Source organism: Methylobacterium variabile (assembly GCF_001043975.1).
GTDB classification, from domain to species: domain Bacteria; phylum Pseudomonadota; class Alphaproteobacteria; order Rhizobiales; family Beijerinckiaceae; genus Methylobacterium; species Methylobacterium variabile.
The window spans coordinates 1-20,847 of record NZ_LABY01000263.1 but is presented as its reverse complement, the minus strand read 5'-3'; the positions used below and the strand labels follow the sequence as shown (position 1 = coordinate 20,847).

The 20,847-nt window shown below is 72.3% G+C and carries 21 protein-coding genes; 7 read left to right on the top strand and 14 right to left on the bottom strand.

Features of this window, described 5'->3' with window-relative positions; translation table 11 throughout:
* Positions 1 to 21: 21 nt before the first annotated feature.
* Positions 22 to 999 (bottom strand): methylmalonyl Co-A mutase-associated GTPase MeaB, encoded by a 978-nt coding sequence (meaB, locus tag VQ02_RS30280; protein ID WP_048447966.1) that lies wholly within the window; start codon positions 997 to 999, stop codon positions 22 to 24.
* A 190-nt stretch (positions 1,000 to 1,189) separates the two neighbouring features.
* Between meaB and VQ02_RS30275 the strand changes: the two genes are divergently transcribed.
* Positions 1,190 to 2,218 (top strand): alpha/beta hydrolase, encoded by a 1,029-nt coding sequence (locus tag VQ02_RS30275; RefSeq protein ID WP_048447986.1) that lies wholly within the window; start codon positions 1,190 to 1,192, stop codon positions 2,216 to 2,218.
* Between the two features lie 12 nt (positions 2,219 to 2,230).
* On the opposite strand, the gene VQ02_RS30270 is transcribed toward VQ02_RS30275, so the two are convergent.
* Together VQ02_RS30270 and VQ02_RS30265 are read right to left on the bottom strand one after the other, a co-directional pair.
* Entirely contained in the window at positions 2,231 to 2,833 is a 603-nt protein-coding gene (locus tag VQ02_RS30270; protein WP_048447965.1) for an SOUL family heme-binding protein, read from the bottom strand.
* Positions 2,834 to 2,838: 5 nt separating this feature from the next.
* Positions 2,839 to 3,489: an NAD(P)-dependent oxidoreductase gene (locus tag VQ02_RS30265; RefSeq protein WP_048447964.1), complete on the bottom strand. Its 651-nt coding sequence runs from the start codon at positions 3,487 to 3,489 to the stop codon at positions 2,839 to 2,841.
* A gap of 192 nt (positions 3,490 to 3,681) precedes the next feature.
* Between VQ02_RS30265 and VQ02_RS30260 the strand changes: the two genes are divergently transcribed.
* The 4 genes from VQ02_RS30260 to VQ02_RS30245 are packed head-to-tail and all read left to right on the top strand — an operon-like array spanning position 3,682 to position 6,607.
* Complete coding sequence (locus VQ02_RS30260; protein WP_048447963.1) at positions 3,682 to 4,647, top strand: metallophosphoesterase family protein; 966 nt, start codon at positions 3,682 to 3,684, stop codon at positions 4,645 to 4,647.
* Between the two features lie 13 nt (positions 4,648 to 4,660).
* Entirely contained in the window at positions 4,661 to 5,056 is a 396-nt protein-coding gene (locus tag VQ02_RS30255) for a cupredoxin domain-containing protein (RefSeq protein ID WP_048447962.1), read from the top strand.
* Positions 5,057 to 5,093: 37 nt separating this feature from the next.
* Positions 5,094 to 5,825: a sigma-70 family RNA polymerase sigma factor gene (locus VQ02_RS30250; RefSeq protein WP_245239898.1), complete on the top strand. Its 732-nt coding sequence runs from the start codon at positions 5,094 to 5,096 to the stop codon at positions 5,823 to 5,825.
* Positions 5,822 to 6,607: an anti-sigma factor family protein gene (locus VQ02_RS30245; protein ID WP_048447961.1), complete on the top strand. Its 786-nt coding sequence runs from the start codon at positions 5,822 to 5,824 to the stop codon at positions 6,605 to 6,607. The genes VQ02_RS30250 and VQ02_RS30245 overlap by 4 nt, the downstream gene beginning before the upstream one ends.
* A 40-nt stretch (positions 6,608 to 6,647) precedes the next feature.
* Here the strand turns inward: VQ02_RS30245 and VQ02_RS30240 are convergent, their stop codons facing one another.
* Both VQ02_RS30240 and VQ02_RS30235 read right to left on the bottom strand, forming a co-directional pair.
* A complete protein-coding gene (locus tag VQ02_RS30240) occupies positions 6,648 to 7,364 on the bottom strand; it encodes a PhoH family protein (protein ID WP_048447960.1) in 717 nt (238 codons plus the stop codon).
* A 391-nt stretch (positions 7,365 to 7,755) separates the two neighbouring features.
* Positions 7,756 to 10,107, bottom strand: a complete 2,352-nt coding sequence (locus VQ02_RS30235) for an ATP-dependent helicase (protein WP_048447959.1) — start codon at positions 10,105 to 10,107, stop codon at positions 7,756 to 7,758.
* 134 nt (positions 10,108 to 10,241) lie between these two features.
* Between VQ02_RS30235 and VQ02_RS30230 the strand changes: the two genes are divergently transcribed.
* Positions 10,242 to 10,493: a hypothetical protein gene (locus tag VQ02_RS30230; RefSeq protein WP_048447958.1), complete on the top strand. Its 252-nt coding sequence runs from the start codon at positions 10,242 to 10,244 to the stop codon at positions 10,491 to 10,493.
* An 18-nt stretch (positions 10,494 to 10,511) separates the two neighbouring features.
* Here the strand turns inward: VQ02_RS30230 and VQ02_RS30225 are convergent, their stop codons facing one another.
* On the bottom strand, positions 10,512 to 11,075 hold the full coding sequence (locus VQ02_RS30225; RefSeq protein WP_048447957.1) for a thioesterase family protein: 564 nt from the start codon (positions 11,073 to 11,075) through the stop codon (positions 10,512 to 10,514).
* A gap of 236 nt (positions 11,076 to 11,311) precedes the next feature.
* Here VQ02_RS30225 and VQ02_RS30220 point away from each other — a divergent pair, with 236 nt between their 5' ends.
* Positions 11,312 to 12,730 (top strand): FAD-binding oxidoreductase, encoded by a 1,419-nt coding sequence (locus VQ02_RS30220; protein ID WP_048447956.1) that lies wholly within the window; start codon positions 11,312 to 11,314, stop codon positions 12,728 to 12,730.
* 83 nt (positions 12,731 to 12,813) lie between these two features.
* Here the strand turns inward: VQ02_RS30220 and VQ02_RS30215 are convergent, their stop codons facing one another.
* The 8 genes from VQ02_RS30215 to VQ02_RS30180 all read right to left on the bottom strand — a co-directional run bounded on the left by VQ02_RS30215 (position 12,814) and on the right by VQ02_RS30180 (position 20,801).
* Entirely contained in the window at positions 12,814 to 13,395 is a 582-nt protein-coding gene (locus VQ02_RS30215; RefSeq protein WP_425339938.1) for a L,D-transpeptidase, read from the bottom strand.
* 115 nt (positions 13,396 to 13,510) lie between these two features.
* Complete coding sequence (locus VQ02_RS30210) at positions 13,511 to 15,787, bottom strand: CDC48 family AAA ATPase (protein WP_048447954.1); 2,277 nt, start codon at positions 15,785 to 15,787, stop codon at positions 13,511 to 13,513.
* Positions 15,788 to 15,945: 158 nt separating this feature from the next.
* Positions 15,946 to 16,842: a metallophosphoesterase family protein gene (locus VQ02_RS30205; protein ID WP_048447953.1), complete on the bottom strand. Its 897-nt coding sequence runs from the start codon at positions 16,840 to 16,842 to the stop codon at positions 15,946 to 15,948.
* Positions 16,843 to 16,926: 84 nt separating this feature from the next.
* Entirely contained in the window at positions 16,927 to 17,334 is a 408-nt protein-coding gene (locus VQ02_RS30200; protein WP_048447952.1) for a VOC family protein, read from the bottom strand.
* A 179-nt stretch (positions 17,335 to 17,513) separates the two neighbouring features.
* Positions 17,514 to 18,692, bottom strand: coding sequence for an FAD-binding protein (locus VQ02_RS30195; protein WP_048447951.1), 1,179 nt, complete (start codon positions 18,690 to 18,692; stop codon positions 17,514 to 17,516).
* 170 nt (positions 18,693 to 18,862) lie between these two features.
* Positions 18,863 to 19,192 (bottom strand): HEPN domain-containing protein, encoded by a 330-nt coding sequence (locus VQ02_RS30190; protein WP_048447950.1) that lies wholly within the window; start codon positions 19,190 to 19,192, stop codon positions 18,863 to 18,865.
* Complete coding sequence (locus VQ02_RS30185; RefSeq protein ID WP_048447949.1) at positions 19,179 to 19,451, bottom strand: nucleotidyltransferase domain-containing protein; 273 nt, start codon at positions 19,449 to 19,451, stop codon at positions 19,179 to 19,181. Before VQ02_RS30185 ends, VQ02_RS30190 begins: the two co-directional genes overlap by 14 nt.
* Positions 19,452 to 19,571: 120 nt before the next feature.
* Positions 19,572 to 20,801, bottom strand: a complete 1,230-nt coding sequence (locus VQ02_RS30180; RefSeq protein WP_053080614.1) for a polysaccharide biosynthesis protein — start codon at positions 20,799 to 20,801, stop codon at positions 19,572 to 19,574.
* Positions 20,802 to 20,847 lie beyond the last annotated feature (46 nt).

Here is a 20,847-nt window from a genome sequence, read left to right as displayed (position 1 = left end):
GGTCTGCCAACGCAGGTCTGCTTAGAGCCCGATCAGCTCGGCGATCAGGTCTGCTCCCGCGGCGGGCGAGCGCTCGCCCGACGCCACCATCCGCTCGGCCTCCGCCGTCGTCTTCCGCACCTCGGCGCTGCCGGTGAGGCGCTGGTGCAGCCGCTCGTGGACGAGGGCCCACATCCACTTCACGTCCTGGGCCCGGCGCTTGGCGGCGATCTCGCCCGAGGCGGTGAGCTTGCGGCGGTGGTCGAGCACCGCGTCCCAGAGTGCGTCGAGGCCCTGGTTGGCGAGCCCGGAAATCGTCGTCACCGGCGGCGTCCAGGTGGCGCTCGCCGGCGTCAGGATGTGGAGCGCCGCCCGGTACTCCGCCGCCGCGGCCGTGGCGCGGCGCATGCCCTCCTCGCCGTCGGCCTTGTTGACGGCGATCATGTCGGCGAGTTCGAGGATGCCCTTCTTGATGCCCTGCAGCTCGTCGCCGGCGCCGGGCAGCATCAGCACCAGGAAGAAGTCGGTGAGGTCGGCGACCGCGGTCTCGGACTGGCCGACCCCGACGGTCTCGACCAGCACCACGTCGAAGCCCGCCGCCTCGCACAGCAGCATCGTCTCGCGGGTCTTGGCCGCCACGCCTCCGAGGGTGCCGGAGGAGGGCGAGGGCCGGATGAAGGCGTTGGGATCGACGGCGAGCCGCGCCATGCGGGTCTTGTCGCCGAGGATCGAGCCGCCGGTGCGCGACGAGCTCGGATCGACCGCCAGCACCGCGACCTTGTGGCCCCGGGCCGTCAGGTTCGCCCCGAGGGCGTCGATGGTGGTCGACTTGCCCACTCCCGGCACGCCGGTGATGCCGACCCGCACCGCCCGGCCGGCATGCGGCAGGGCCGCGTCCAGCAAGTCGCGGGCGGCGGCCCGGTGGTCGGGCCGCTTCGACTCGACCAGCGTGATGGCGCGGGCGAGGGCGGCGCGGTTGCCGGCGAGGAGCTGGGCGAGGTCGGGGGCCGGAGCGGTCATGGGGCCTTTCTGCCGGCTCGCCGCCCGGCCGTCGAGAGCCCGGCCTGTGGACCGATGGCCGGCAGGCGTGACCTTCGGGCAACAGAGGCGGCTTCGCCTCGGTGCGACGCGGCGCGGCCACGATCATGCCGCATCGTCGGCCTGAAAGCCGTCGCGACTGACCGGCCAAGCCGGAGACCGAGTGGACGACATGACATTGACCGCCGCGCCGACGCGCCGGGGCTTCGCCCGCCTCGGCCTCTCCGCCCTCGCGAGCCTCGCCCTCGGCGGTTGCCTCGGCGACGGGCTGCTCGGCGAGGCGGCGGGCCCTGAGAAGCAATCGGCCCTCGACGTCAGCCCGCTGCTGCTCGTCGCGACGACCCGGCGCCCGGCCGAGCCCGCCGGCCGCCCGCCCTACTTCACCGACCAGCGCGGCCGCGGCCTCGCCTTTGCGCCCGTGCGCCTCGCCGCGCCCGATCGCTCGCTGATCGGCAAGGTCTCGTCGGTGGTGACCGGCGACTGGCGCATCGCCGCGGTGCCCCGGGTGGTGACGGGCCCCGAGGCCGCCACCGCCTTCGCCGAGGCGGCGCTCGGGCGCGACGTGCTGCTCTACGTCCACGGCTACCGCGAGTCGTTCGAGACCGCCGCGATCAGCGCCGCGCAGCTCTCCGACGGCATCCGCTTCCGCGGCGTCTCGGGCCTGTTCACCTGGCCCTCGGCGGGAAAGACCTTCGACTACGGCTACGACCGCGAGAGCGCGCTGTGGTCCCGCGACGCCTTCGAGGACCTGCTGCGGGCGCTCGCGGCGTCGCAGACCTCCGGCGGGCGCATCCACATCGTCGCCCACTCGATGGGCACGCTGCTCACCCTGGAGACCCTGCGCATGCTGCGCGCCGATGCCGGCGAGGCGGCCCTCGACAAGATCGGCGCCGTGGTGCTGGCCGCGCCCGACATCGACATCGACCTGTTCACCAACGGCATCGAGCGCCTGGGCACCGCCGCCCAGAAGATCACCGTGATCTCCTCCACCAACGACCGGGCGCTCGAACTGTCGAGCACCATCGCGGGCGGCGTGCTGCGGGCGGGGGCGGCGGACCGCAGCCGCCTCGAAGCTCTGGGCGTGCGGGTCGCCGACGCCTCGGATTACGGCAGCGGCCTCATCAACCACGATCTCTTCTTGTCGAACGTCGAGGTGCAGCAGGTGATCAAGCGGGCGGTGGCCCGGGCCGACGGGCGGTGAGGTCGCCCGGGGTCACGCTCCCAGCCTGACCGCCACCTCGTTGCGCCGCAGGAAGGGGAGCGCGAAGGGCGGGTCGTAGCCCATGAAGAACGGAGGCGCGGCCGGCGCGCGCCCGGCTTCCCGCAGCACCTCGACGAGGACCCGCTCCTGGCCGGCCCGGGCTTCGGGCGTGATCCGGCCGGAGAAGCGCAGGGCCGCGATGCGCTCCGGCGGCACCTCGACGAGGCGCACGCCGGGCTCGGTCGGCTCCGGCGCCCCGGCCGCCGCGACGGCGTGGGGCAGGAAGAACCGCATCGTGCCCCCGGTGCCCTGCTCCACCGGCACGGTCATCGCGATGCGCTGCCCGCCCGCCTCCACCGGCGCCGTCATGGCGATGCGGTCGCCGGCCCGGTTCGCCCCGGTGATGTAGCGGAAGAGCCGCCCGAACGCCTCGCCGTCGCCCTGGCCCCGCGCGTCGGTCTCGACCGCCACGCGCCGCTCGTAGGCCCGGATCTCGACGCCGCGGTCGAGCCACTCGACGACCGCGTAGCGGGGCTGGTCGTAGAACGACCGCACCCCGAAGACCCCGAGGACCGATTCGATCAGGGTGACGGCGTAGTAGAGGAGCTTGTCCATCGGGCTCAGAGCGGGAGCGGGTGGCTGACGAGGACGACAGCGCGGCCGACGTGGCCGTTCTCCACGATCTCCCGGACGATGAACTGCGCCACGTCCGCCCGGGCGATCAGCCCGTTCGTCCATGACGACGGCCGGTCGAGCACCCGGTAGCGGCCGGTCGCCGGCCCGCCGGTGAGGACGCCGGGGCGCACGAAGGTCCAGTCGAGGGAGGACCGGCGGATGCGCATCTCCTGCGCGTCCTTGTCGTCGTAGGCGCGGCCAAAGACCAGGCGGAACGGCAGTCGCTGCAGCGGGCCGATCGCCGCGCGGCTGTCGCCGGTGCCGAAGCCGGTCACCGCCACCAGCCGTCTCACGCCCGCCGTCTCCATCGCCGGGACGAGCACGTTGGTCGCGTCCGAGAACAGCCGCACCGGCCCGAACAGGTCGCGAAACGGCACGCCGAGGGCCTGCACCACGGCGTCGATCCCTTCGAGCGCGCCGGCGACATCGGGCGCCGAGAGAGCGTCGCCGGGGAAGCGCTCGAGGTTGGGGTCGGACAGCGCAATCCTGCCCGCCGAGCGGGCGAAGGCCCGCACCCGGTGCCCGGCGGCGAGCGCGGCCTTGACCGTCTCCAGGCCGATGCCCTGGCTGGCGCCGATGACGAGGAGGTGGGCCATGGTGCGTCCTGCGGGTGCGTGGGGCAGCAGACCCTAGAAACGTCACGGCGCGGGATGGTTGCTCGCGTTGCGGCAGATTTCCGGCTCGGCCGGCACCGGCGCGATTTTCGTCCGCGGCCGGGAATAAAGCCCGCGTCGCGTCGGTCCGGTGCTCAGGGACGCCGACGTCCCGGATCGCCACGGAGCCGGATCATGCCGGACGCCAAGCCTTCGAACGAGATCGAGAACGAGACAGCCGCCGGGCCGAGCCGCCGCTTCGCGCTCGAATGCATGGTCTGGGCCGGCACCGGGCTGCTCTGGTCCCTCGGCGGCGGGCTCCCGCGCGCCCTGGGCCTGGAGCGGGCGCTGGCGGCCGAGGCGGGGGCGGCGCCCTCCACCTTCCTGCAGATCAGCGACAGCCATATCGGCTTCAGCAAGCCGGCAAACCCCGACGCCATCGGCACGCTCCGCGAGGCGGTCCGCAAGATCCAGGCCTTGCCGGAGAAGCCGGCCTTCATCATCCATACCGGCGACGTCAGCCACCTGTCGAAGGAGCGGGAATTCGACGATGCCGACCAGGTCCTGCGCGAGACCGGGGTCCCGCTGTTCTTCGTGCCGGGCGAGCACGATTTCCTCGACGACGGGCAGGGCCGCGCCTATCTCAGCCGCTACGGCAAGGGTTCGCGCGGGGCAGGCTGGTACAGCTTCGACCGGAACGGCGTCCACTTCGTCGGTCTCGTCAACGTCGTCGACCTGAAGGCGGGCGGCCTCGGCACGCTCGGCGCCGAGCAGCTGGACTGGCTGGAGCGCGACGTGGCGGGCCTGTCCGCGAGCACGCCGATCGTGGTGTTCGCCCACATCCCGCTCTGGACGGTCTATCCCGAATGGGGCTGGGGCACGCAGGACGGCGGCCGGGCGCTCGCCCTGCTCCGCCGCTTCGGCTCGGTGACGGTGCTCAACGGGCACGTCCACCAGATCATCCAGAAGGTCGAGGGCAGCGTCGCCTTCCACACCGCCCGCTCGACCGCCTTCCCGCAGCCTGCGCCGGGAGCCGCTGCCTCTCCGGGCCCGCTGACGGTGCCGGCGGGCGAGCTGCGCGGCCTGCTCGGCATCACGCAGGTCTCGCTCGTGCGCGGGACCGGGCCGCTGGCGATCGTCGACGCGCCGCTCGCCGGGTGAGCGCGATGGCTCCATGCCCTCTTCCTCGCAGGCCGGCCCCTCCCCGGCCCCGCTCCTCCGTCGCGGCCGGCAGGCGGCCTTCGCGGCAACACTGATCGCGGCGCTGCTGCTCGGCGCGGGCGCCGCCGCCGAATCGCCCGCACCCGCCGCAGCGGTCGTCGTCCGCATCGACAACTTCACCTTCAGCCCGGCCGTCGTCGCGGTCGCACCGGGGACGACGCTGACGTGGCGCAACGGCGACGATATTCCCCATACCGTGGTCGCGACGGCCGGCCAGTTCCGCTCGCGGGCGCTCGACACCGACGAGTCCTTCTCCTTCACCTTCTCGGTGCCCGGGGAGTATCCTTACTTCTGCTCGCTGCACCCGCACATGACCGGCACGGTCGTGGTGCGGGTTCCACCGGGGTGACCCGCATGGCTGCGCAAACGAACCCGGGAGGGGTCTCGTGACGGCGGCCGCCGTCGCGACCGGCCGCCCGGTCCGGTGGAGGCCGGCGGGCGCCGGCCTGTGGGTCCGGATCGCGGCGGTCCTGGCGCATCAGGCGGCGGCGGCTTCCGGATGCACCGATCGCCCTTCGCCGGCGCGCGAGGCCGCAACGCCGGAGGCGGCGGCCGGGCCGCCCCCCGGCTCGTTTCGCGAGGTCGCGCTGCCGCATCTCGACGCCGCCTACAACCTCGCCCGCTTCCTGACGCGGGACGCCGACGCCGCCGACGACGTCGTGCAGGAGGCATTCCTGCGCGCCTTCCGGGCCTTCGGGACCTATCGCGGTGGCGATGCCCGCGCCTGGCTCCTGGCGATCGTGCGCAACTGCGCGCGGAACTGGGCGAGCGCGCGGGTCCGCGACCGGGCGCGCCACGCGCCGCTGGAATGCGGCGTGCCGCCGGACGAGCGCCCGGCCCCCGGATCGCATGAGCAGGAGATCTGGGACCCCGACCAGCCGACGCCGGAGGCCTCGCTCGTCCGCGACAGCGAGGCGGCGTTCATCCGCCGGCTGATCGAGGCCCTGCCGGAGGAGTTTCGCGAGGTGCTGATCCTGCGGGAATTCGACGACCTGTCCTACAAGCAGATCGCGGCGGTCACCGCGGCGCCGATCGGGACGGTGATGTCGCGCCTCGCCCGGGCGCGGCACATGCTCGCGACGGCGTGGCGCCGCCGATGCGGCGAGGACCGGCCATGACGGAGCGGCGCGAGGTTCCCTGCGACGAAGCCATCCTGCTCCACGCCCTGATCGACCGCGAGCTCGACGCGGCCAACGCGCTGCGGTGCGAGGCGCACGTCGCGCAATGCCCGGCCTGCGCCCGCGAGCTCGCGTCCTTGCGCGCGCTCCGCGCGCGCCTCTCGGGCGAGGACGTCGCGTGGCGCGCCCCGGAGGCGCTGCGCGCGCGGCTCGCCGCCACTCTGGCGCGGGAGGAGCTGGCGCAGGAGCCGCGGCGCTTCGCCCGCTTCCCGGGCCTCCTCGCGCGGCTGCGGGCGGTAGCGGGCCTGCCCGCCGGCCTCGTCGCCGTTGCGATCCTGCTCGCAGTCGTTACGACGCGGCCCGAGCCGGGCGCCGATCTCGCGGCCGACCTCGTCGCGGGCCACGTCCGCTCGCTCCTGGCAAGCCATCTCACGGATGTCGAGAGCACCGACCAGCACACGGTGAAGCCGTGGTTCGCCGGTCGGATCGACTTCTCGCCGCCGGTCGTCGACCTCGCTGATCGCGGATTCCCGCTCGTCGGCGGCCGCCTCGACTACGTCGGCGGGCGCGTCGTGGCCGCGCTGATCTACCGGCGGCACCAGCACGTCATCAATCTCTTCGTCTGGCCGGCGGACGGGCGACCACCTCACGACGCGACCCGGGACGGCTACACCGTCATCGCCTGGGACCAGAGCGGGCTCGCCTTCCGTGCCGTGTCGGATCTCAATGCCGGCGAGCTGAAGGACTTCCAGAGCGACTTCGCCGGCAGGACATCGCGCTGACAGCCTGCCGCTCCGGATCGCCCGGAGCGGCAGGCCACCGTTAAACTCGCGCCTCCTCGAAGGCCCGCACCCACTCGGCGCAGATGCCCGACCGGACGATGTCGTCGAGGCCGAACTCGACGATCGGGATCGGCATCATCCGGCTCTTGACCAGGTGGATGACGGTGCGGAGCCCCGAGGTCTCGCGCAGGTCGGTCTGCGAGACGTCGCCGTTGATGATGACCTGGGTGTCGTCGCCGATCCGGGTCAGGAACATCTTGATCTCGGCGGGGGTGGTGTTCTGGGCCTCGTCGAGGATCACCAGGCAGTTCTTGAAGGTGCGGCCGCGCATCACCTCGAAGGGCACGACCTCGATCTCGCCGGCCTTGACGGCGATCTCGAAGGCGCCGTCGCCCATGCGCTCCTTCATGGTCTCGGTGAGGGGAGCGACCCAGGGGGCGATCTTCTCCTCGAGGCTGCCGGGGAAGAAGCCGAGGGATCGACCGGAGGGAACGTTCGGCCGGGTGATCACCACCTTGGCGACGCGGCGCTGGCGCAGCAGGTCGGCGGCGCGGGTTCCGGCGATGTAGGTCTTGCCGGTGCCGGCGGGGCCGAGGACGATGACTTGCGGGTGGGACCCGAGGGCTTCCAGATACTCGGCCTGGCGGGCCGTCATCGGCTGGATCGGAGGCGGATTACGCTCTTCCTCGAAACGGGTGCGGTGCACCCGGATCGGACGGTCTTCAACCAGTTCAAGTCGTGCGCGTCGTCTCTTCATGGATCAACACTCCCACTGGACTTGCGGTGCCGACTATCGTGTGCCCTCTCGTGTCCCAGATCTCCTTTGTTCTTGTAACGACTCAAAGCCTCACGGGCCACAACGGTTCCGGTCGGGGATGACGCAGGCGGTGGACAAGTCCGCCCGTCTCGACCGAGAGGGTAAGCAGCCGATGGTGAACGAGCAATTCTCGCGCCGCACCATGAACCGGCAAAACGCCGGGTGACGAAGAGGAGCCGGGTTCTTGTGATGAAAACCACACAGGGGTGGAAGGGGGCGCGGCATTCCCGGGGATGCGGCGCGGATCGCCGTTGACCCGCGGGCCGGATGAGGTCGCCACCTGATCGCCGCTCCTCGTTCGTCCACGCGGGCAGGAGCGCGCGGGACCGCCTCAGCCCGGCTGGACGAAGCTGTCGAGGACCATCTTCCGGCCGGCCTTGTCGAAGTCAACGGTGAGCTTGTTGCCGTCGACGGCGGCCACCGAGCCGGGCCCGAATTTGGTGTGGAAGATGCGGGCGCCGGCCTCGTAGGCGGACGGGGTGCCGGTGGATTTCGCCACCAGCGTGCCCTCGATCTGCTGCGGCCCGCGCCGCCCCGGCGCGGCGCTCCGCCCTCCCCCGCCGAACCGGTCCTGGCCGGCGGTCGCGGCCTGCGCCCGCTGCCAGCCCGGCGTGGTGTAGGACGAGCCGAAGGCGGGGGCCTGCCGGTCGAAGCGCGACGGCCCTTGCGAGAAGCTCGCCGGCGCGTCGATGACCGCGACGCTTGTCTCGGGCAACTCGTCGATGAAGCGGCTCGGCACGGTCGAGGACCACAGGCCGTGAATGCGCCGGTTGACCGCAAACGAGATCTTGGCGCGCTTGCGCGCCCGGGTCAGGCCGACATGGGCGAGGCGCCGCTCCTCCTCGAGGCCGGCCCGCCCGCTCTCGTCGAGGGCGCGCTGGTTCGGGAACAGGCCGTTCTCCCAGCCGGGCAGGAAGACGGTGTCGAACTCGAGGCCCTTGGCGGCGTGGAGCGTCATCAGGCTCACCCGGTCGCCACCCTCGGCCTCGTTGGCGTCCATGACGAGGGAGACGTGCTCGAGGAAGCCGGCAAGGTCCGGGAACTCCTCCATCGAGCGCACCAGCTCCTTGAGGTTCTCCAGGCGCCCGGCGGCGTCGGCGGTGCGCTCCTTCTGCCACATCTCGGTGTAGCCGGATTCCTCCAGGATCGTCTGGGCGACCTCGGTGTGCGGCTGGTCCTCGAGGAGCTTCGCCCAGCGGGAGAAGCTCTGGCACAGGGCGCGCAGGGTCGAGCGGGGCTTGGGCTTCAGCTCCTCGGTCTCGCTCATCATCCGCGCCGCCTGGAGCAGAGGCACGCCGGCGCGGCGGGCGAGCCCATGCAGCGCCTGGAGCGTCGCGTCGCCCAAGCCGCGCTTGGGCGTGTTGAAGATCCGCTCGAAGGCGAGGTCGTCGGAGCCGTTGGCGACGATGCGAAGATACGCCAGCGCGTCGCGGATCTCGGCCCGCTCGTAGAAGCGCGGGCCGCCGACGACGCGATAGGGCAGACCGAGCTGGACGAAGCGGTCCTCGACCTCGCGCATCTGCGCGGAGATCCGCACCAGGACGGCGATCTCCGACAGCTTGTGGCCCTTGGCCTGGAGGCGCTCGATCTCCTCGCAGACGAGCCGCGCCTCCTCCTCCGAATCCCAGGCGCCGGTGACCGTGACCTTCTCGCCCTCCGGGCTGTCGGTGCGCAGGGTCTTGCCGAGGCGGCCCTCGTTGTGGGCGATCAGCGTCGAGGCGGCGGCCAGGATGTGGCCGGTCGAGCGGTAGTTGTTCTCGAGCCGCACCACCAGGGCGCCCGGGAAATCGTGCTCGAAGCGCAGGATGTTGTCGACCTCGGCACCGCGCCAGCCGTAGATCGACTGGTCGTCGTCGCCGACGCAGGCGACGTTGCGGTGGCCCTGCGCCAGCAGGCGCAGCCAGAGGTACTGGGCGACGTTGGTGTCCTGGTACTCGTCGACCAGGATGTAGCGGAAGCGCTGCTGGTAGTTGGTCAGAATATCCGGGTTCTCGCGCCACAGCCGCAGGCAGAGCAGCAGCAGGTCGCCGAAATCGACCGCGTTCAGCGATTTCAGCCGCTCCTGGTAGGCGGCGTAGAGCGTCCCGCCCTTGCCGAAGCCGAAGGCGCCGGCCTCGCCCGCCGGCACCTGCTCAGGGCCGAGGCCGCGGTTCTTCCAGCCGTCGATGGTGCCGGCGAGGCTGCGGGCGGGCCAGCGCTTCTCGTCGAGGTCGGCCGCCGCGATCACCTGCTTGAGCAGGCGCAGCTGGTCGTCGGTGCCGAGGATCGTGAAGTCGGAGCGCAGGCCGACGAGCTCGGCGTGGCGCCGCAGGATCTTGGTGCCGATGGCGTGGAAGGTGCCGAGCCACGGCATCCCCTCCCCGGCGGGGCCGATGAGCGCACCGATGCGCTCCTTCATCTCCCGGGCGGCCTTGTTGGTGAAGGTCACCGACAGGATGTCGAACGGCCGGGCGCGGCCGGTGGCGATCAGGTGGGCGATGCGGGTGGTCAGCACCCGGGTCTTGCCGGTGCCGGCCCCGGCCAGCACCAGCACCGGCCCCTCCGTCGCCTCGACGGCGCGGCGCTGCTCGGGGTTGAGCCCGGCGAGGTAGGACGCGTCCTGGGGCACCACCGCGGCGCGGGCGCGGGCGGAGATCGAGGTGGAAGCCGGGCCGGCGGTCCCTGCGGCGGTTTCGCGAGTCATGCGGGCATCACTGGACCAAAACGCGAACGGCGTCGAGGGTGGCGGGCGCATACGTCTTCGTGAGACGGCGGAACCTTGCCTGGACCCCGGCGTCGTTCTCCACGTACAGGCCCTCGCCCATGGGAAGAGACACGATGCGTGCCCACAGCCTCCTGATCCTGAGCGTCACGCTCGCCGCCGCGCCCCTGCCGGCGCTGGCTCAGAACCAGGTGCCGAGCAACCGCGCCGAGCGGACCGTCGAAGGCATCAACCGGTCGATCGAGACCCGCGGCGAGCTGCGCGGCATCCAGCAGCAGAACCGGTTCGAGACCAACCAGCTCCAGGGGCAGATCCAGCGCCAGCAGAGCCTGCCGCCGCCCGTCGCGCCGATCGCCCCGCTGCGCTGACCGCGCCGCCGCGCCTGGCTAGTGCCTGACCCGGGCGCCGGCGGCCGCGAAGGCCACGGCGTCCGGCCGCGCATGGCCGCGGGCCGGGATGCCGATCACGCGGCCGAGGTCGTCGGGGCGGGGCAACCGGGCGTGCGAGCTGAGCATGACCCCGAGATTGGCCAGGATGTCGTCCGGGAACGGCGCGACGCGCCGGGACACCGGGTCGACGTGGAGGGAGAGGTTCTCGGACGTGGCGGCGACCCAGCCCTCGGTCGCGTGCCGGATCTCGGCGTAGAAGTGCAGCCGCTTCTCGTCGAAGGCGATGAGCTGGAGCGTCACCCGCACCGGATCGTCGAGCACCAGCTCGCGGCGGTAGCGCACGTGGACCTCGGCCGCGAAGGTCGTGCCGCGTCCGGCCTCCATGTAGTCCGGCCCGAGGCCGACGACGCCGAACGCCTCGTCGACCGCTCGGTCGAACAGGACGTGGTAGTACGCCATGTTCAGGTGGCCGTTATAATCGATCCAGCCCGGCTCGATCGCCATCGTGGACGACACGAAGGGCGCGAAGAAGAAGACCGATGCGGGACGGTCGTCAGCCATTGTGGGGCTCCCGATCAGGCGCAGGCGGGATGACAAGGGCGCCCTGGCACGTAGCACGCTCCGCCGGACGATGCACCCCCGGATGCCTTGCACCTTGGGGCAAGGTGCCGGCCGCCGGGCGCACTTCTCCGTGACCGAGGCGCCGGATATGCCGGGCCGACGCCGGCTGCTAGAGTGGCCGGCAAAAGGCCGGGCGGCGCCCGTCCGTCAGAATCCGTCCGGGAGGTTAAGTCCCCATGAACGCCCAGAGCCCCGCTCCCACCCGCGAGCGCCCCTCCCCCGAGACCGTCGAGGCCGTGATTCGCGAGCTGACGGCCCAGTTCGGCAACCGCGTTGTCACCTCGCAGGCGGTGCGCGAGCAGCATGGCAGCACCCTGACCTGGGTGGCCAACCAGCCGCCGGACGCGGTGGTCTACGCCGAGAGCACCGCGGACGTGCAGGCGGTGGTGCGGGTCTGCGCCGCCCACAGGATGCCGGTCATCGCCTTCGGCACCGGCACGTCGCTTGAGGGCCACGTCAACGCGCCCTACGGCGGCATCTCGATCGACATGAGCGCCATGAACAAGGTGCTGGCGGTCCACGCCGAGGACCTCGACTGCGTGGTCCAGCCCGGCGTGACCCGCAAGGCGGTGAACGAGCACCTGCGCGACCAGGGCCTGTTCTTCCCGATCGACCCGGGCGCCGACGCGTCGCTGGGCGGCATGGCGGCGACCCGGGCCTCGGGCACCAATGCGGTGCGCTACGGCACGATGAAGGACAACGTCCTGTCGCTCACCGCCGTGATGCCGAACGGCGACATCGTCCGCACCAGCCCCCGGGCGCGCAAGACCTCGGCCGGCTACGACCTCACCCGGCTCCTCGTCGGCTCGGAGGGCACCTTCGGCATCATCACCGAGCTGACGCTCAAGCTCGCCGGCATCCCGGAGGCGATCTCCGCCGGCGTCTGCCCGTTCCCGAGCATCAAGGCGGCCTGCGACGCCGTCATCGTGACCATCCAGTCCGGCCTGCCGGTGGCGCGCATCGAGCTCCTCGACGAGGTGCAGGTCGCGGCCTGCAACGCCTACTCCAAGCTGACCCTGCCCGAGACGCCGCTGCTCCTCGTCGAGTTCCACGGCTCGGATGCGAGCGTGCGCGAGCAGGCCGAGCGCTTCGGCGAGATCGCGGCGGAGTTCGAGGGCGGTCCCTACGAGTGGGCCACCAGGGCGGAGGACCGCACCCGGCTCTGGCAGGCCCGCCACGACGTCTACTGGGCGGCGGTCGGCATGCGCCCCGGCGCCCGGGTGATCGCCACCGACGTCTGCGTGCCGATCTCGCGGCTCGCCGAGTGCGTCGACGCGACCAAGCGCGACATCGTCGAGAGCGGCATCACGGCGCCGATCGCGGGACATGTCGGCGACGGCAACTTCCACACCTCGCCGCTCGTGATGATGGACGATCCCGACGAGATCGCCCGGGTCACCGGCTTCATCGAGCGCCTGGTCGCCCGCGCCATCGCCATGGAGGGCACCTGCACCGGCGAGCACGGCATCGGCCAGAAGAAGATGCGCTTCATGGAGCTCGAGCACGGGCCCGAGGCGCTGAACCTGATGCGGACGCTGAAGCGGGCGATCGACCCGGACAACATCATGAATCCGGGGAAGGTGGTGGCGGTTTAAGCTGCAGATTGTGCCTGATGCGAAGCGGCTCGATATGTCAGCCGCTTCGCATCCGGGTGAAATCCGATCAAAAGGCATCAATCCTACGGCAGCACCACCACCTTCGTCCCCACCTTCACCCGATCGTACAGGTCGATCACGTCCCGGTTGGTCATGCGGATGCAGCCCGAGGACACCGCCGCGCCGATCGTCTCGGGCTCGTTCGAGCCGTGGATGCGATAGAGGCTGGAGCCGAGGTAGAGCGCCCGGGCGCCCAGCGGGTTGTCGTTGCCGCCGGCCATGTAGCGCGGCAGGTCGGGGCGGCGCTTCAGCATCTGCTCCGGCGGGCGCCAGGCCGGCCATTCCTTCTTCATGGTCACGGTTTTGGTGCCGGCCCAGGAGAAGCCCTCGCGGCCGACGCCGACGCCGTACTGCACCGCCTCCTGGTTCGGCAGGATGTAGTAGAGCCGGCGCTGGCTGGTCGAGATCACCACCGTGCCGGGCTTGTAGGGGCTGTTCCAGCCGATGGTCTGGCGCGGAACGCCCTGCTGACGGAAGATCGTCAGGAAATCGGCGACCGGCCCGCGGTCGAGCAGGCTCACCGCCTGGGCCGGGGCGGCCCCGGCCAGCAACGCGGTCGCCACGAGCGGCCTCATCAAGCGCCTCAGCGCAGCACGACGGGTCATCATCCCCCTCCCGATCAAACCTGATCGCGGGGTTGGCCGCCGGGCTGTGGCCATAACATGGCAGAAACGATCGTGGGGCGGCCCGTGGTGCATCCGCGCCACAGGCCGTGCGGCGCTACTCCGCCGCCTGGCGCAGGGGCACGAAGCCGATCGGCTGGCGCTGCGGACCCTCCTGCTTGAGGGTGCGCAGCATGGTCTCGTAGTCCTGCTCCATCTCGGGCGTCACCGAGGCGCGGGTCTCGTGCAGGGCCGCGTCGAAATGCGCCTGGGTGACCCGCTCGCTCGCGAGGTTCTCGCGCAGGGCCATCAGGCCGGCCCGGCGGGTGAGGTCCTCGAGGTCGGCGCCGGTGAACCGCGTGGTGCGCTCGGCCAGCGCGTCGAGGTCGACGTCGTCGGCGAGGGGCATCGCGCGGGTGTGGATGCCGAGGATGTGGCGCCGCCCGGCGATGGTCGGCACCGGCACGTAGACGAGCTCGTCGAAGCGGCCGGGGCGCAGGAGGGCCGGGTCGACGAGGTTCGGCCGGTTGGTGGCGGCCATCACCACCACGCCCTGCAGCTCCTCGAGCCCGTCCATCTCGGCGAGGATCGTGTTGACCACCCGCTCGGTTACCGCCGGTTCGCCGAGCCCGCCGCCGCGCACGGGCGCGAGCGAATCGATCTCGTCGATGAAGATCACCGTCGGGGCGACCTGGCGGGCCCGGGCGAACAGGCGCGAGACCTGCTGCTCGGACTCGCCGTACCACTTCGAGAGCAGGTCGGAGGACTTGGTGGCGACGAAGTTCGCCTGCGCCTCCCGGGCGACCGCCTTGGCGAGCAGGGTCTTGCCGGTGCCGGGGGGACCGAACAGCAGGAAACCCTTGGCCGGCCGGATACCGATGCGGCGGAAGGCCCCGGGATTGCGCAGGGGCAGCTCGACGCCCTCGCGCAGCTTGGTCTGCACCTCGCCGAGGCCCCCGACATCGTCCCAGGTGACGTTCGGGACCTGGATCATGATCTCGCGCAGCGCCGAGGGCTGCACCCGCTTGAGGGCGTTGAGAAAATCCTCGCGGCAGACCTGGAGCTTCTCCAGGATCTCCGGCGGGATGCCCTCCTTGAGGTTGATCTGCGGCAGCACCCGGCGCAGCGCGTCCATCGCCGCCTCGCGGGCCAGCGCCGACAGGTCGGCGCCGACGAAGCCGTAGGTGGTCCGCGCAATCTCGTCGAGATCGACGTTGTCGCCGAGCGGCATGCCGCGGGTGTGGATGGTCAGCACCTCGCGCCGGCCGGGCTCGTCCGGCACGCCGATGATGATCTCGCGATCGAAGCGGCCCGGGCGGCGCAGGGCCTCGTCGATGGCGTCGCGCCGGTTGGTGGCGCCGATCACCACGATGTTCTGGCGCGGCTCTAGGCCGTCCATCAGGGTGAGCAGCTGGGCGACGATGCGCCGCTCGACCTCGCCGCGGACCTCCTCGCGCTTCGGAGCGATCGAGTCGATCTCGTCGATGAAGATGATCGCCGGTGCGTTGCGCTGCGCCTCGGAGAAGATCTGGCGCAGGCGCTGCTCGGACTCGCCGTACTGGCTGCCCATGATCTCCGGGCCGGCGATGTGGAAGAACTGCGCCTCGGTCTCGTTCGCCACCGCGCGGGCCAGCAGGGTCTTGCCGGTGCCGGGGGGGCCGTAGAGCAGCACGCCCTTCGGCGGGTCGATGCCGAGGCGCTGGAATAGCTCGGGGTGGCGCAGGGGCAGTTCCACCATCTCCCGGACCTGGTCGACGGTGGTGCCCAAGCCGCCGATGTCGTCGTAGGTGACGTCGGCCCGGCGCACCTCCTTGGGCTCCTCGTAGAGCGGGCGCAGCTCGACCTCGGTCTCCGCCGTGACCTGGACGATGCCGCGGGCCGGCTGGGTCGAGACCACCACGAGGCGGATCTCCTGCAGGCCGTAGGCCGGCAGGTTGAACATCGAGCGCAGCTCCTCCGGCACCTGCTCGCGGTTGAAGCGCGAGGGCACCGAGGTGGAGATCACGTCGCCGGCGACGAGGGGACGGCGGTAGAAGGTGCGGCGCAGGGCCTCACCGGAGCCCTGCAGGCGCAGGTTCTTCTGGGCCGGGGCCAGCACCACCCGGGTCGCCGGCCGCACCTCGGCCCGGCGCAGCTCGACGTGGTCGCCAGAGCCGACGCCGGCATTGACGCGCTGGAGGCCGTCGAGGCGGATGATGCTCAGCCCCTCGTCCTCCTGGCCCAGCGCGATGGCGAGCGCCGTGGTGTGGCGCTTGCCGATGATCTCGATCGGCTGGCCCTCCTGGAGGCCGAGGCTGTTCAGCACCGCGGCGCTGACCCGGGCGACGCCCCGGCCCACGTCCTCCGCTCGCGCGTTCGCGACCTGCGCTCTCACGCCGCCTGCTTCGTCCGCCATGGGGTGACCTCACTCCTCGGGGCGGGCGGCCCTGCCGCGGACGGGGTACCGCCGGCGGACGGCCACGCCACCCTGACCCAGTCGCAACTCCGGCGCCGCCCGACGAGGCCGCGCGTTGGCGGGAGAACGCCTCTTGCCAGGAAATGTTGCGGTGCCTGTCAGGCCCTGAGGGTCAGGGTGCCGAGGTCGCCGAGGCCGCCATCCGGCAGGAGGCCGCGCAGGGTGGCGGTGAGGGTGAAGCCCGTGGGGGTCCGCTCGATCTCGTAGAGGTGGTAGCCGGCGCAGTGCTTGAGCGCCCCGCCCCGGGCCGAGGCCGAGGGCGCGCCGATCACCGGCACGCGCCGGCCGCCCGGCGCCATCACGAAGGCGACCGAGCCGACATGGTTGTGGCCGTGCAGCACGAGGTCGGCGCCGACGCGGCCGATCATCGCCTCGAAGGCGTGGGCGTCGGTCAGGTTGCGGCCCGCCTTGGCGCCGCCGACATGCGGCGGATGGTGGATCATCACCACCCGGCACGGGCGGTCGGGCTCGGCGGCGAGGCCTGCCAGCATCCGCTCGGCGGTGCGGATCTGGTCCCCGCCGAGGCGCCCGCTCGCCACGAAGGGCGCGGTCGGGATCGCGGAGGAGAGCCCGACCAGGGCGAGCGGCCCGCGTCGGCGCAGGTAGGGAAAGCGCTTGTCCTGGCCCGCATCGTCCCGGGTCCAGGGCCCGACCGCGTCGAGCAGACCCTTGAGCGAGCCGCGCACGTAGGCGTCGTGGTTGCCGGGCACGAAGCTGACGAGGTCGGGACCGCCCAGGCCCTCCATGAACAGCCGCGCGGTCTCCCACTCGCTCGGCAGGCCGATGTTGCACAGGTCGCCAGTGCAGGCGATGTGGTCCGGCGCGGCGGCCCGGAGATCGGCCACCAGGGCGGCCAGGATCTCCATGTCGTGGGTGAGCTTGCGGCCGCGGCTCCAGTTCACCCAGCCGGTGGCGCGCTTGCTCATGAGCTGGCGCAGCCGCGGGCGGGGCAGCGGCCCGACATGGGGGTCGGTGAGGTGGGCGAGGCGGAACATCACAGGCGAGAACGCGTCGGAGGAGGTCAGGGCCGCGGCACCGTCGTCGCAGCCCGCACTCCGCCGTAGCAGCGGACAGGGCCGTCACGCATCCCCTTCGGCCTCATGACACACCACGCAGAGCTTGTTGCCGTCGAGATCGCGGAAATAGGCACCGTAATAATGGGGATGATAGTGCGGCCGGAGCCCGGGAGGCCCCTCGCAGGTGCCGCCCGCCGCGAGTGCCAGGGCGTGGCAGCGGTCGACGCTCGCCCGCGATCCGGCCGTCAGCGCCGTCATCAGCCCGTTGCCCGGATCGGGCGCCTGTCCGTTCCATGGCCGCCCGACGATCAGCAGGGGCCGGTCGGCGTCCCGGGGCATCCAGCCGGCCCATCCGTGCTCCGGCTCGTGGAAGCGGACCTTCAGGCCGAGTTCCTCGAGGATCGGCGCGTAGAAGGCGACGGCGCGCGCGAGGTCGACGGTGCCGAGGCAGACGTGGGAGATGACGCTCATGGTCTCGGCCCTGCGCGATGGTGGATGCCTGCCCTTGCCCGCATGTCACGTCCTCGATGAAAGCCCGATCTCGCTCGCGCAAGGACCTTGAGACCGGCGCGCTTGCCCTCTACCCGCGCGGGAGGGGGGATCCCGCGCCATGCCGTCTTCGTCGATAGCCCCGCACCGCGAGGGAGCGGTCAGATCCCGGCGTACATCCGCCCCGGGTTGAACAGGCCGCCGGGGTCGTGCGCGGCCTTGAGGCCGGCGGTGATCCGCATCAGCGGCTCGGACAGGGGCTCGAAGACCGGCACCGCCGCCCGCACGGCGTCGGGTGCCCGCACCAGGGTGGCGTGGCCGCCCGAGCCGAGGGCCGCCCGCACCGCCGCGGCGCCGGCATCGCCGGTGCCGGAGGTGGCGAGCCAGACGAGGCCGCCGCCCCAGTCGTAGAACCAGCGCGCCGGCCGGGAGGCGGCGACCGCCGCCGTCACGGCGGGGCCGCGCCCCGGGGCGGTCGAGAGGCGCCAGACCGCCTCATCGCCGCCGGCGAAGGGAAGGACGTCGCGCACGGCCGCCCACTGCCGGCCTGCGGGCTCGCCCTCGAGGAGGTCGGGGCGTCCGAAGCGGCGCAGCAGGCGGCTGAGCTCGCCGAGGCGGTAATCGATGGACGCCGAGAACCCCTCGATGCGCAGGAGCGTGCGGGCCGGCCCGTCGATGCCCGCCGGCAGGTGGGCCGCCCCGGTGATCTCGAACGGCGAGCCGAGGGCTAAGCTCATCGCCTCGACCGCGCGACCGTCGTCGAGGCCCGGCAGGACCAGGGTGGCGGTGCGCTCGGGGACGGGGAGCACCTTGAAGGTGACCTCGGTGAGGAAGCCGAGGGTACCCCAGGAGCCGGCCATCAGCTTCACGAGGTCGAGCCCGGTGACGTTCTTCATCACCCGGCCGCCGGACTTCACCGCCTCGCCGCGCCCGTTGACGAAGCGCACGCCGATCAGGCTGTCGCGAGCGGCCCCGCCGGCGATGCGCCGCGGCCCGGAGATGTTGCCGGCGGCGACCGCCCCGATCGTCGGCTCGCCGGTGGAGCCGAGGAGCGGGCGATGGTCCATCGGCTCGAAGGGCAGCATCTGGCCGCCCTCGGCGAGGCGCGCCTCGACCTCGGCCAGCGGCGTGCCGGCCCGGGCCGCGATGACGAGCTCGGCCGGCTCGTGGAGCGTGATGCCGGTGAGGTTCGCCGCCGACAGGGTCGCTTCGTCCTGCGCCGGCCTGCCGATCCCCGTCCGGGTGCCGCCGCCGACGACCCGCAGCCGCTCGCGCCGCGCCGCCGCCGCACCGATCAGGGCGGCGGCCTCCGCCTCGCTCCGGGGCTGGTAGATGCTCATGGGGCTCGCTCGCCGGGAGTGGCCGCGCGGGCGCGCGGGGAGGCGCGGATCATTGGGGGCAACCGCGGACGGTTGCAAGCGGAGGCTGGGGACGTGAGGCGAGGTTCACGCCGTACGCGCCGGCCACGTCCCGCAGCAGATTGCCCGTCTCGTCGATCAGCACGGCCAGATCATCGGGCGGAGGAATCCGCCGGGACCCGGCCCGTGGCCGTCGGATAGCGGTCGCTCGTCGCGTACGATGCGAGGCGCTCGATCTTGCGGAACCGCGCCTTGAACGTGTTGGCCTCAGGGAGAAGGTCGACCATCAGGTCGATCCTGTGAGCGATGTTCCGGTCGGCATGGATGCGCTCGACGGTGAGGACAGCCTTCACGATCTTTTCTGCCGCCTGAGAACAGAGGTACGGCGCGTTGCGGGACCGAACGCCCGCGAGGATGCGGGCATCGGCAAGATCGGCCGCAGCGATCCGCAGCAGGGCGGCGACGACCCTATCGACCGACATTGAGGCGGACGCCGTCCCGGGAGAGCACGTAGCCGATGGTGTTCGGCACGCCCCAGACCGCGCCGAGGTCCCCCTGCGTGGCCGTGAGCACGTCCGCACGCACGCCGCTGTCGCGCTGAAGGCGCCAGCCGAAGGCCGGGTCGAGCAAGGCGTCGTCCACGTCGTCGGGGAGCACGACGAGCAGGTCCCAATCGCTGTCAGCCCGTGCCTGCCCCCGGGCTCGGCTACCGAACAGCCAGATGTCGAGGGGAAGCCGCATCCCGAACGATGCAGGCGACGAGGGGCCTCAGGGCCTCCGGCACGTCGGCGCAGCGGGCAGATTGGGTCATGGGATGTCCTCGGGCCGGATTGTGCGCCGAAGCCGGACGAGGCCGCAAGCCTACTCCGCCGGCGCCGCCCGGCCGAGGCGCGCGACGACGGTGGTCCGCAGGCCCGCGATGTCGAAGCGCCAGACGAGCGCGGCATAGACGAGGCCGCCGAGGCCGATGCAGGCCGGCAGGGCGAGCCAGGGGGACAGGCCACGCAAGGGCAGGATCGCAGCGGTCATCGCCGTGGTGGCGAGGACGACGGCGGCGAGGTCGCGCCAGGGCAGGCGCAGGCGGTCCGGCCCGGTCAGCGCCCGCTGGCCGAGGAACAGCATGGCGGCGAGGAAGCCGAGGGATTGCGCTGCGGCGATGCCGGACGGACCGAAGGGGTTTGCGAGCGCCAGCGCGGCGACGAGGTTGACGAGCGCGCCCACGCCGCCGGCGGCGACGAGCGGCAGCGTGCGGCGGCGGATCTGGAAGATCGGGTTGAGGGCGAAGTTCATCAGCGCCAGGGCGACGAGTCCGGGCAGCAGCAGCAGCGTGTAGTGCACGAAGTGGCCGCGATAGGCCTCCGGCACCGCGATGGCCTCGAGGGCCGGGGCCAGCACCCAGAATCCGGCGGCGCTCGGCAGGATCAGGGCCAGCACCACGGCGCCGTTGCGGGCGACCTGCTCCTCCCCGGCCTCGTGGCCGTGGGTCTCCGCCGCCAGCACGGCGATCTGGAACAGCAGCAGGTCGAGGGCAGCGCCCAGCGTGCTGAAGATGCGCCCGCCGATATCCGCCGCCAGCGAGAAGTAGCCGGCCTCCGCGAAGCCCGCCGCCGCCGCGACCGCGCTGCGGTTGGCGAACGGCATCAGCTGGTAGACCACGTTGGCGGCGATGACCGGCAGGCCGTAGCCCATGAACAGGCGCAACGCCTCGCGGCGGCGGGCCGCCGCGTGGGCGGCGGGCGGATCGCTGAGGGCGCGGTGGACGATGAGCGCCGCGAGGAACTGGCTGAGGCCGCCGGCGAGCATCACCGCCGCGGCATCCGCCGTCGCCCAGGCGGTGCCGACCATCAGCAGCAGCGCCAGGCCGTTCTTGACCAGCACCAGGCGCAGGTAGAGCCCGCCGACGAAGCGGGCCCGGGCGAGGGCCGCCTGATAGTCGAACAGCCCGAGGCCGATCGCCGCCGCGGCGGCGGCCGCGGCGAGCAGCGCCGGCTCGCCGACGAGGGGGCGTCCGGCCAGCGCCAGGAGCGCCGCGCCCGCGAGCCCGAGCGCCGTCGCCGCGTAGGCGCGGTCGCGCTTCGCGAGGCGGCACATGTGCTCCCCACGTGCGCGGATCGAGGCACACCCGGGGGCCCGTCGG

Bases quoted from the DNA above. Each gene is read 5' to 3' on its own strand.
- VQ02_RS30180 (WP_053080614.1), bottom strand. From the start codon at position 20,801: ATGTGCCGCCTCGCGAAGCGCGACCGCGCCTACGCGGCGACGGCGCTC.
- VQ02_RS30230 (WP_048447958.1), top strand. From the start codon at position 10,242: ATGCGTGCCCACAGCCTCCTGATCCTGAGCGTCACGCTCGCCGCCGCG.
- VQ02_RS30270 (WP_048447965.1), bottom strand. From the start codon at position 2,833: ATGGACAAGCTCCTCTACTACGCCGTCACCCTGATCGAATCGGTCCTC.
- VQ02_RS30195 (WP_048447951.1), bottom strand. From the start codon at position 18,692: ATGAGCATCTACCAGCCCCGGAGCGAGGCGGAGGCCGCCGCCCTGATC.
- VQ02_RS30190 (WP_048447950.1), bottom strand. From the start codon at position 19,192: ATGTCGGTCGATAGGGTCGTCGCCGCCCTGCTGCGGATCGCTGCGGCC.
- VQ02_RS30245 (WP_048447961.1), top strand. From the start codon at position 5,822: ATGACGGAGCGGCGCGAGGTTCCCTGCGACGAAGCCATCCTGCTCCAC.
- VQ02_RS30200 (WP_048447952.1), bottom strand. From the start codon at position 17,334: ATGAGCGTCATCTCCCACGTCTGCCTCGGCACCGTCGACCTCGCGCGC.
- VQ02_RS30265 (WP_048447964.1), bottom strand. From the start codon at position 3,489: ATGGCCCACCTCCTCGTCATCGGCGCCAGCCAGGGCATCGGCCTGGAG.
- VQ02_RS30240 (WP_048447960.1), bottom strand. From the start codon at position 7,364: ATGAAGAGACGACGCGCACGACTTGAACTGGTTGAAGACCGTCCGATC.
- VQ02_RS30255 (WP_048447962.1), top strand. From the start codon at position 4,661: ATGCCCTCTTCCTCGCAGGCCGGCCCCTCCCCGGCCCCGCTCCTCCGT.
- VQ02_RS30220 (WP_048447956.1), top strand. From the start codon at position 11,312: ATGAACGCCCAGAGCCCCGCTCCCACCCGCGAGCGCCCCTCCCCCGAG.
- VQ02_RS30185 (WP_048447949.1), bottom strand. From the start codon at position 19,451: ATGCGGCTTCCCCTCGACATCTGGCTGTTCGGTAGCCGAGCCCGGGGG.
- VQ02_RS30275 (WP_048447986.1), top strand. From the start codon at position 1,190: ATGACATTGACCGCCGCGCCGACGCGCCGGGGCTTCGCCCGCCTCGGC.
- VQ02_RS30225 (WP_048447957.1), bottom strand. From the start codon at position 11,075: ATGGCTGACGACCGTCCCGCATCGGTCTTCTTCTTCGCGCCCTTCGTG.
- VQ02_RS30205 (WP_048447953.1), bottom strand. From the start codon at position 16,842: ATGTTCCGCCTCGCCCACCTCACCGACCCCCATGTCGGGCCGCTGCCC.
- VQ02_RS30235 (WP_048447959.1), bottom strand. From the start codon at position 10,107: ATGACTCGCGAAACCGCCGCAGGGACCGCCGGCCCGGCTTCCACCTCG.
- VQ02_RS30260 (WP_048447963.1), top strand. From the start codon at position 3,682: ATGCCGGACGCCAAGCCTTCGAACGAGATCGAGAACGAGACAGCCGCC.
- meaB (WP_048447966.1), bottom strand. From the start codon at position 999: ATGACCGCTCCGGCCCCCGACCTCGCCCAGCTCCTCGCCGGCAACCGC.
- VQ02_RS30210 (WP_048447954.1), bottom strand. From the start codon at position 15,787: ATGGCGGACGAAGCAGGCGGCGTGAGAGCGCAGGTCGCGAACGCGCGA.
- VQ02_RS30215 (WP_425339938.1), bottom strand. From the start codon at position 13,395: ATGACCCGTCGTGCTGCGCTGAGGCGCTTGATGAGGCCGCTCGTGGCG.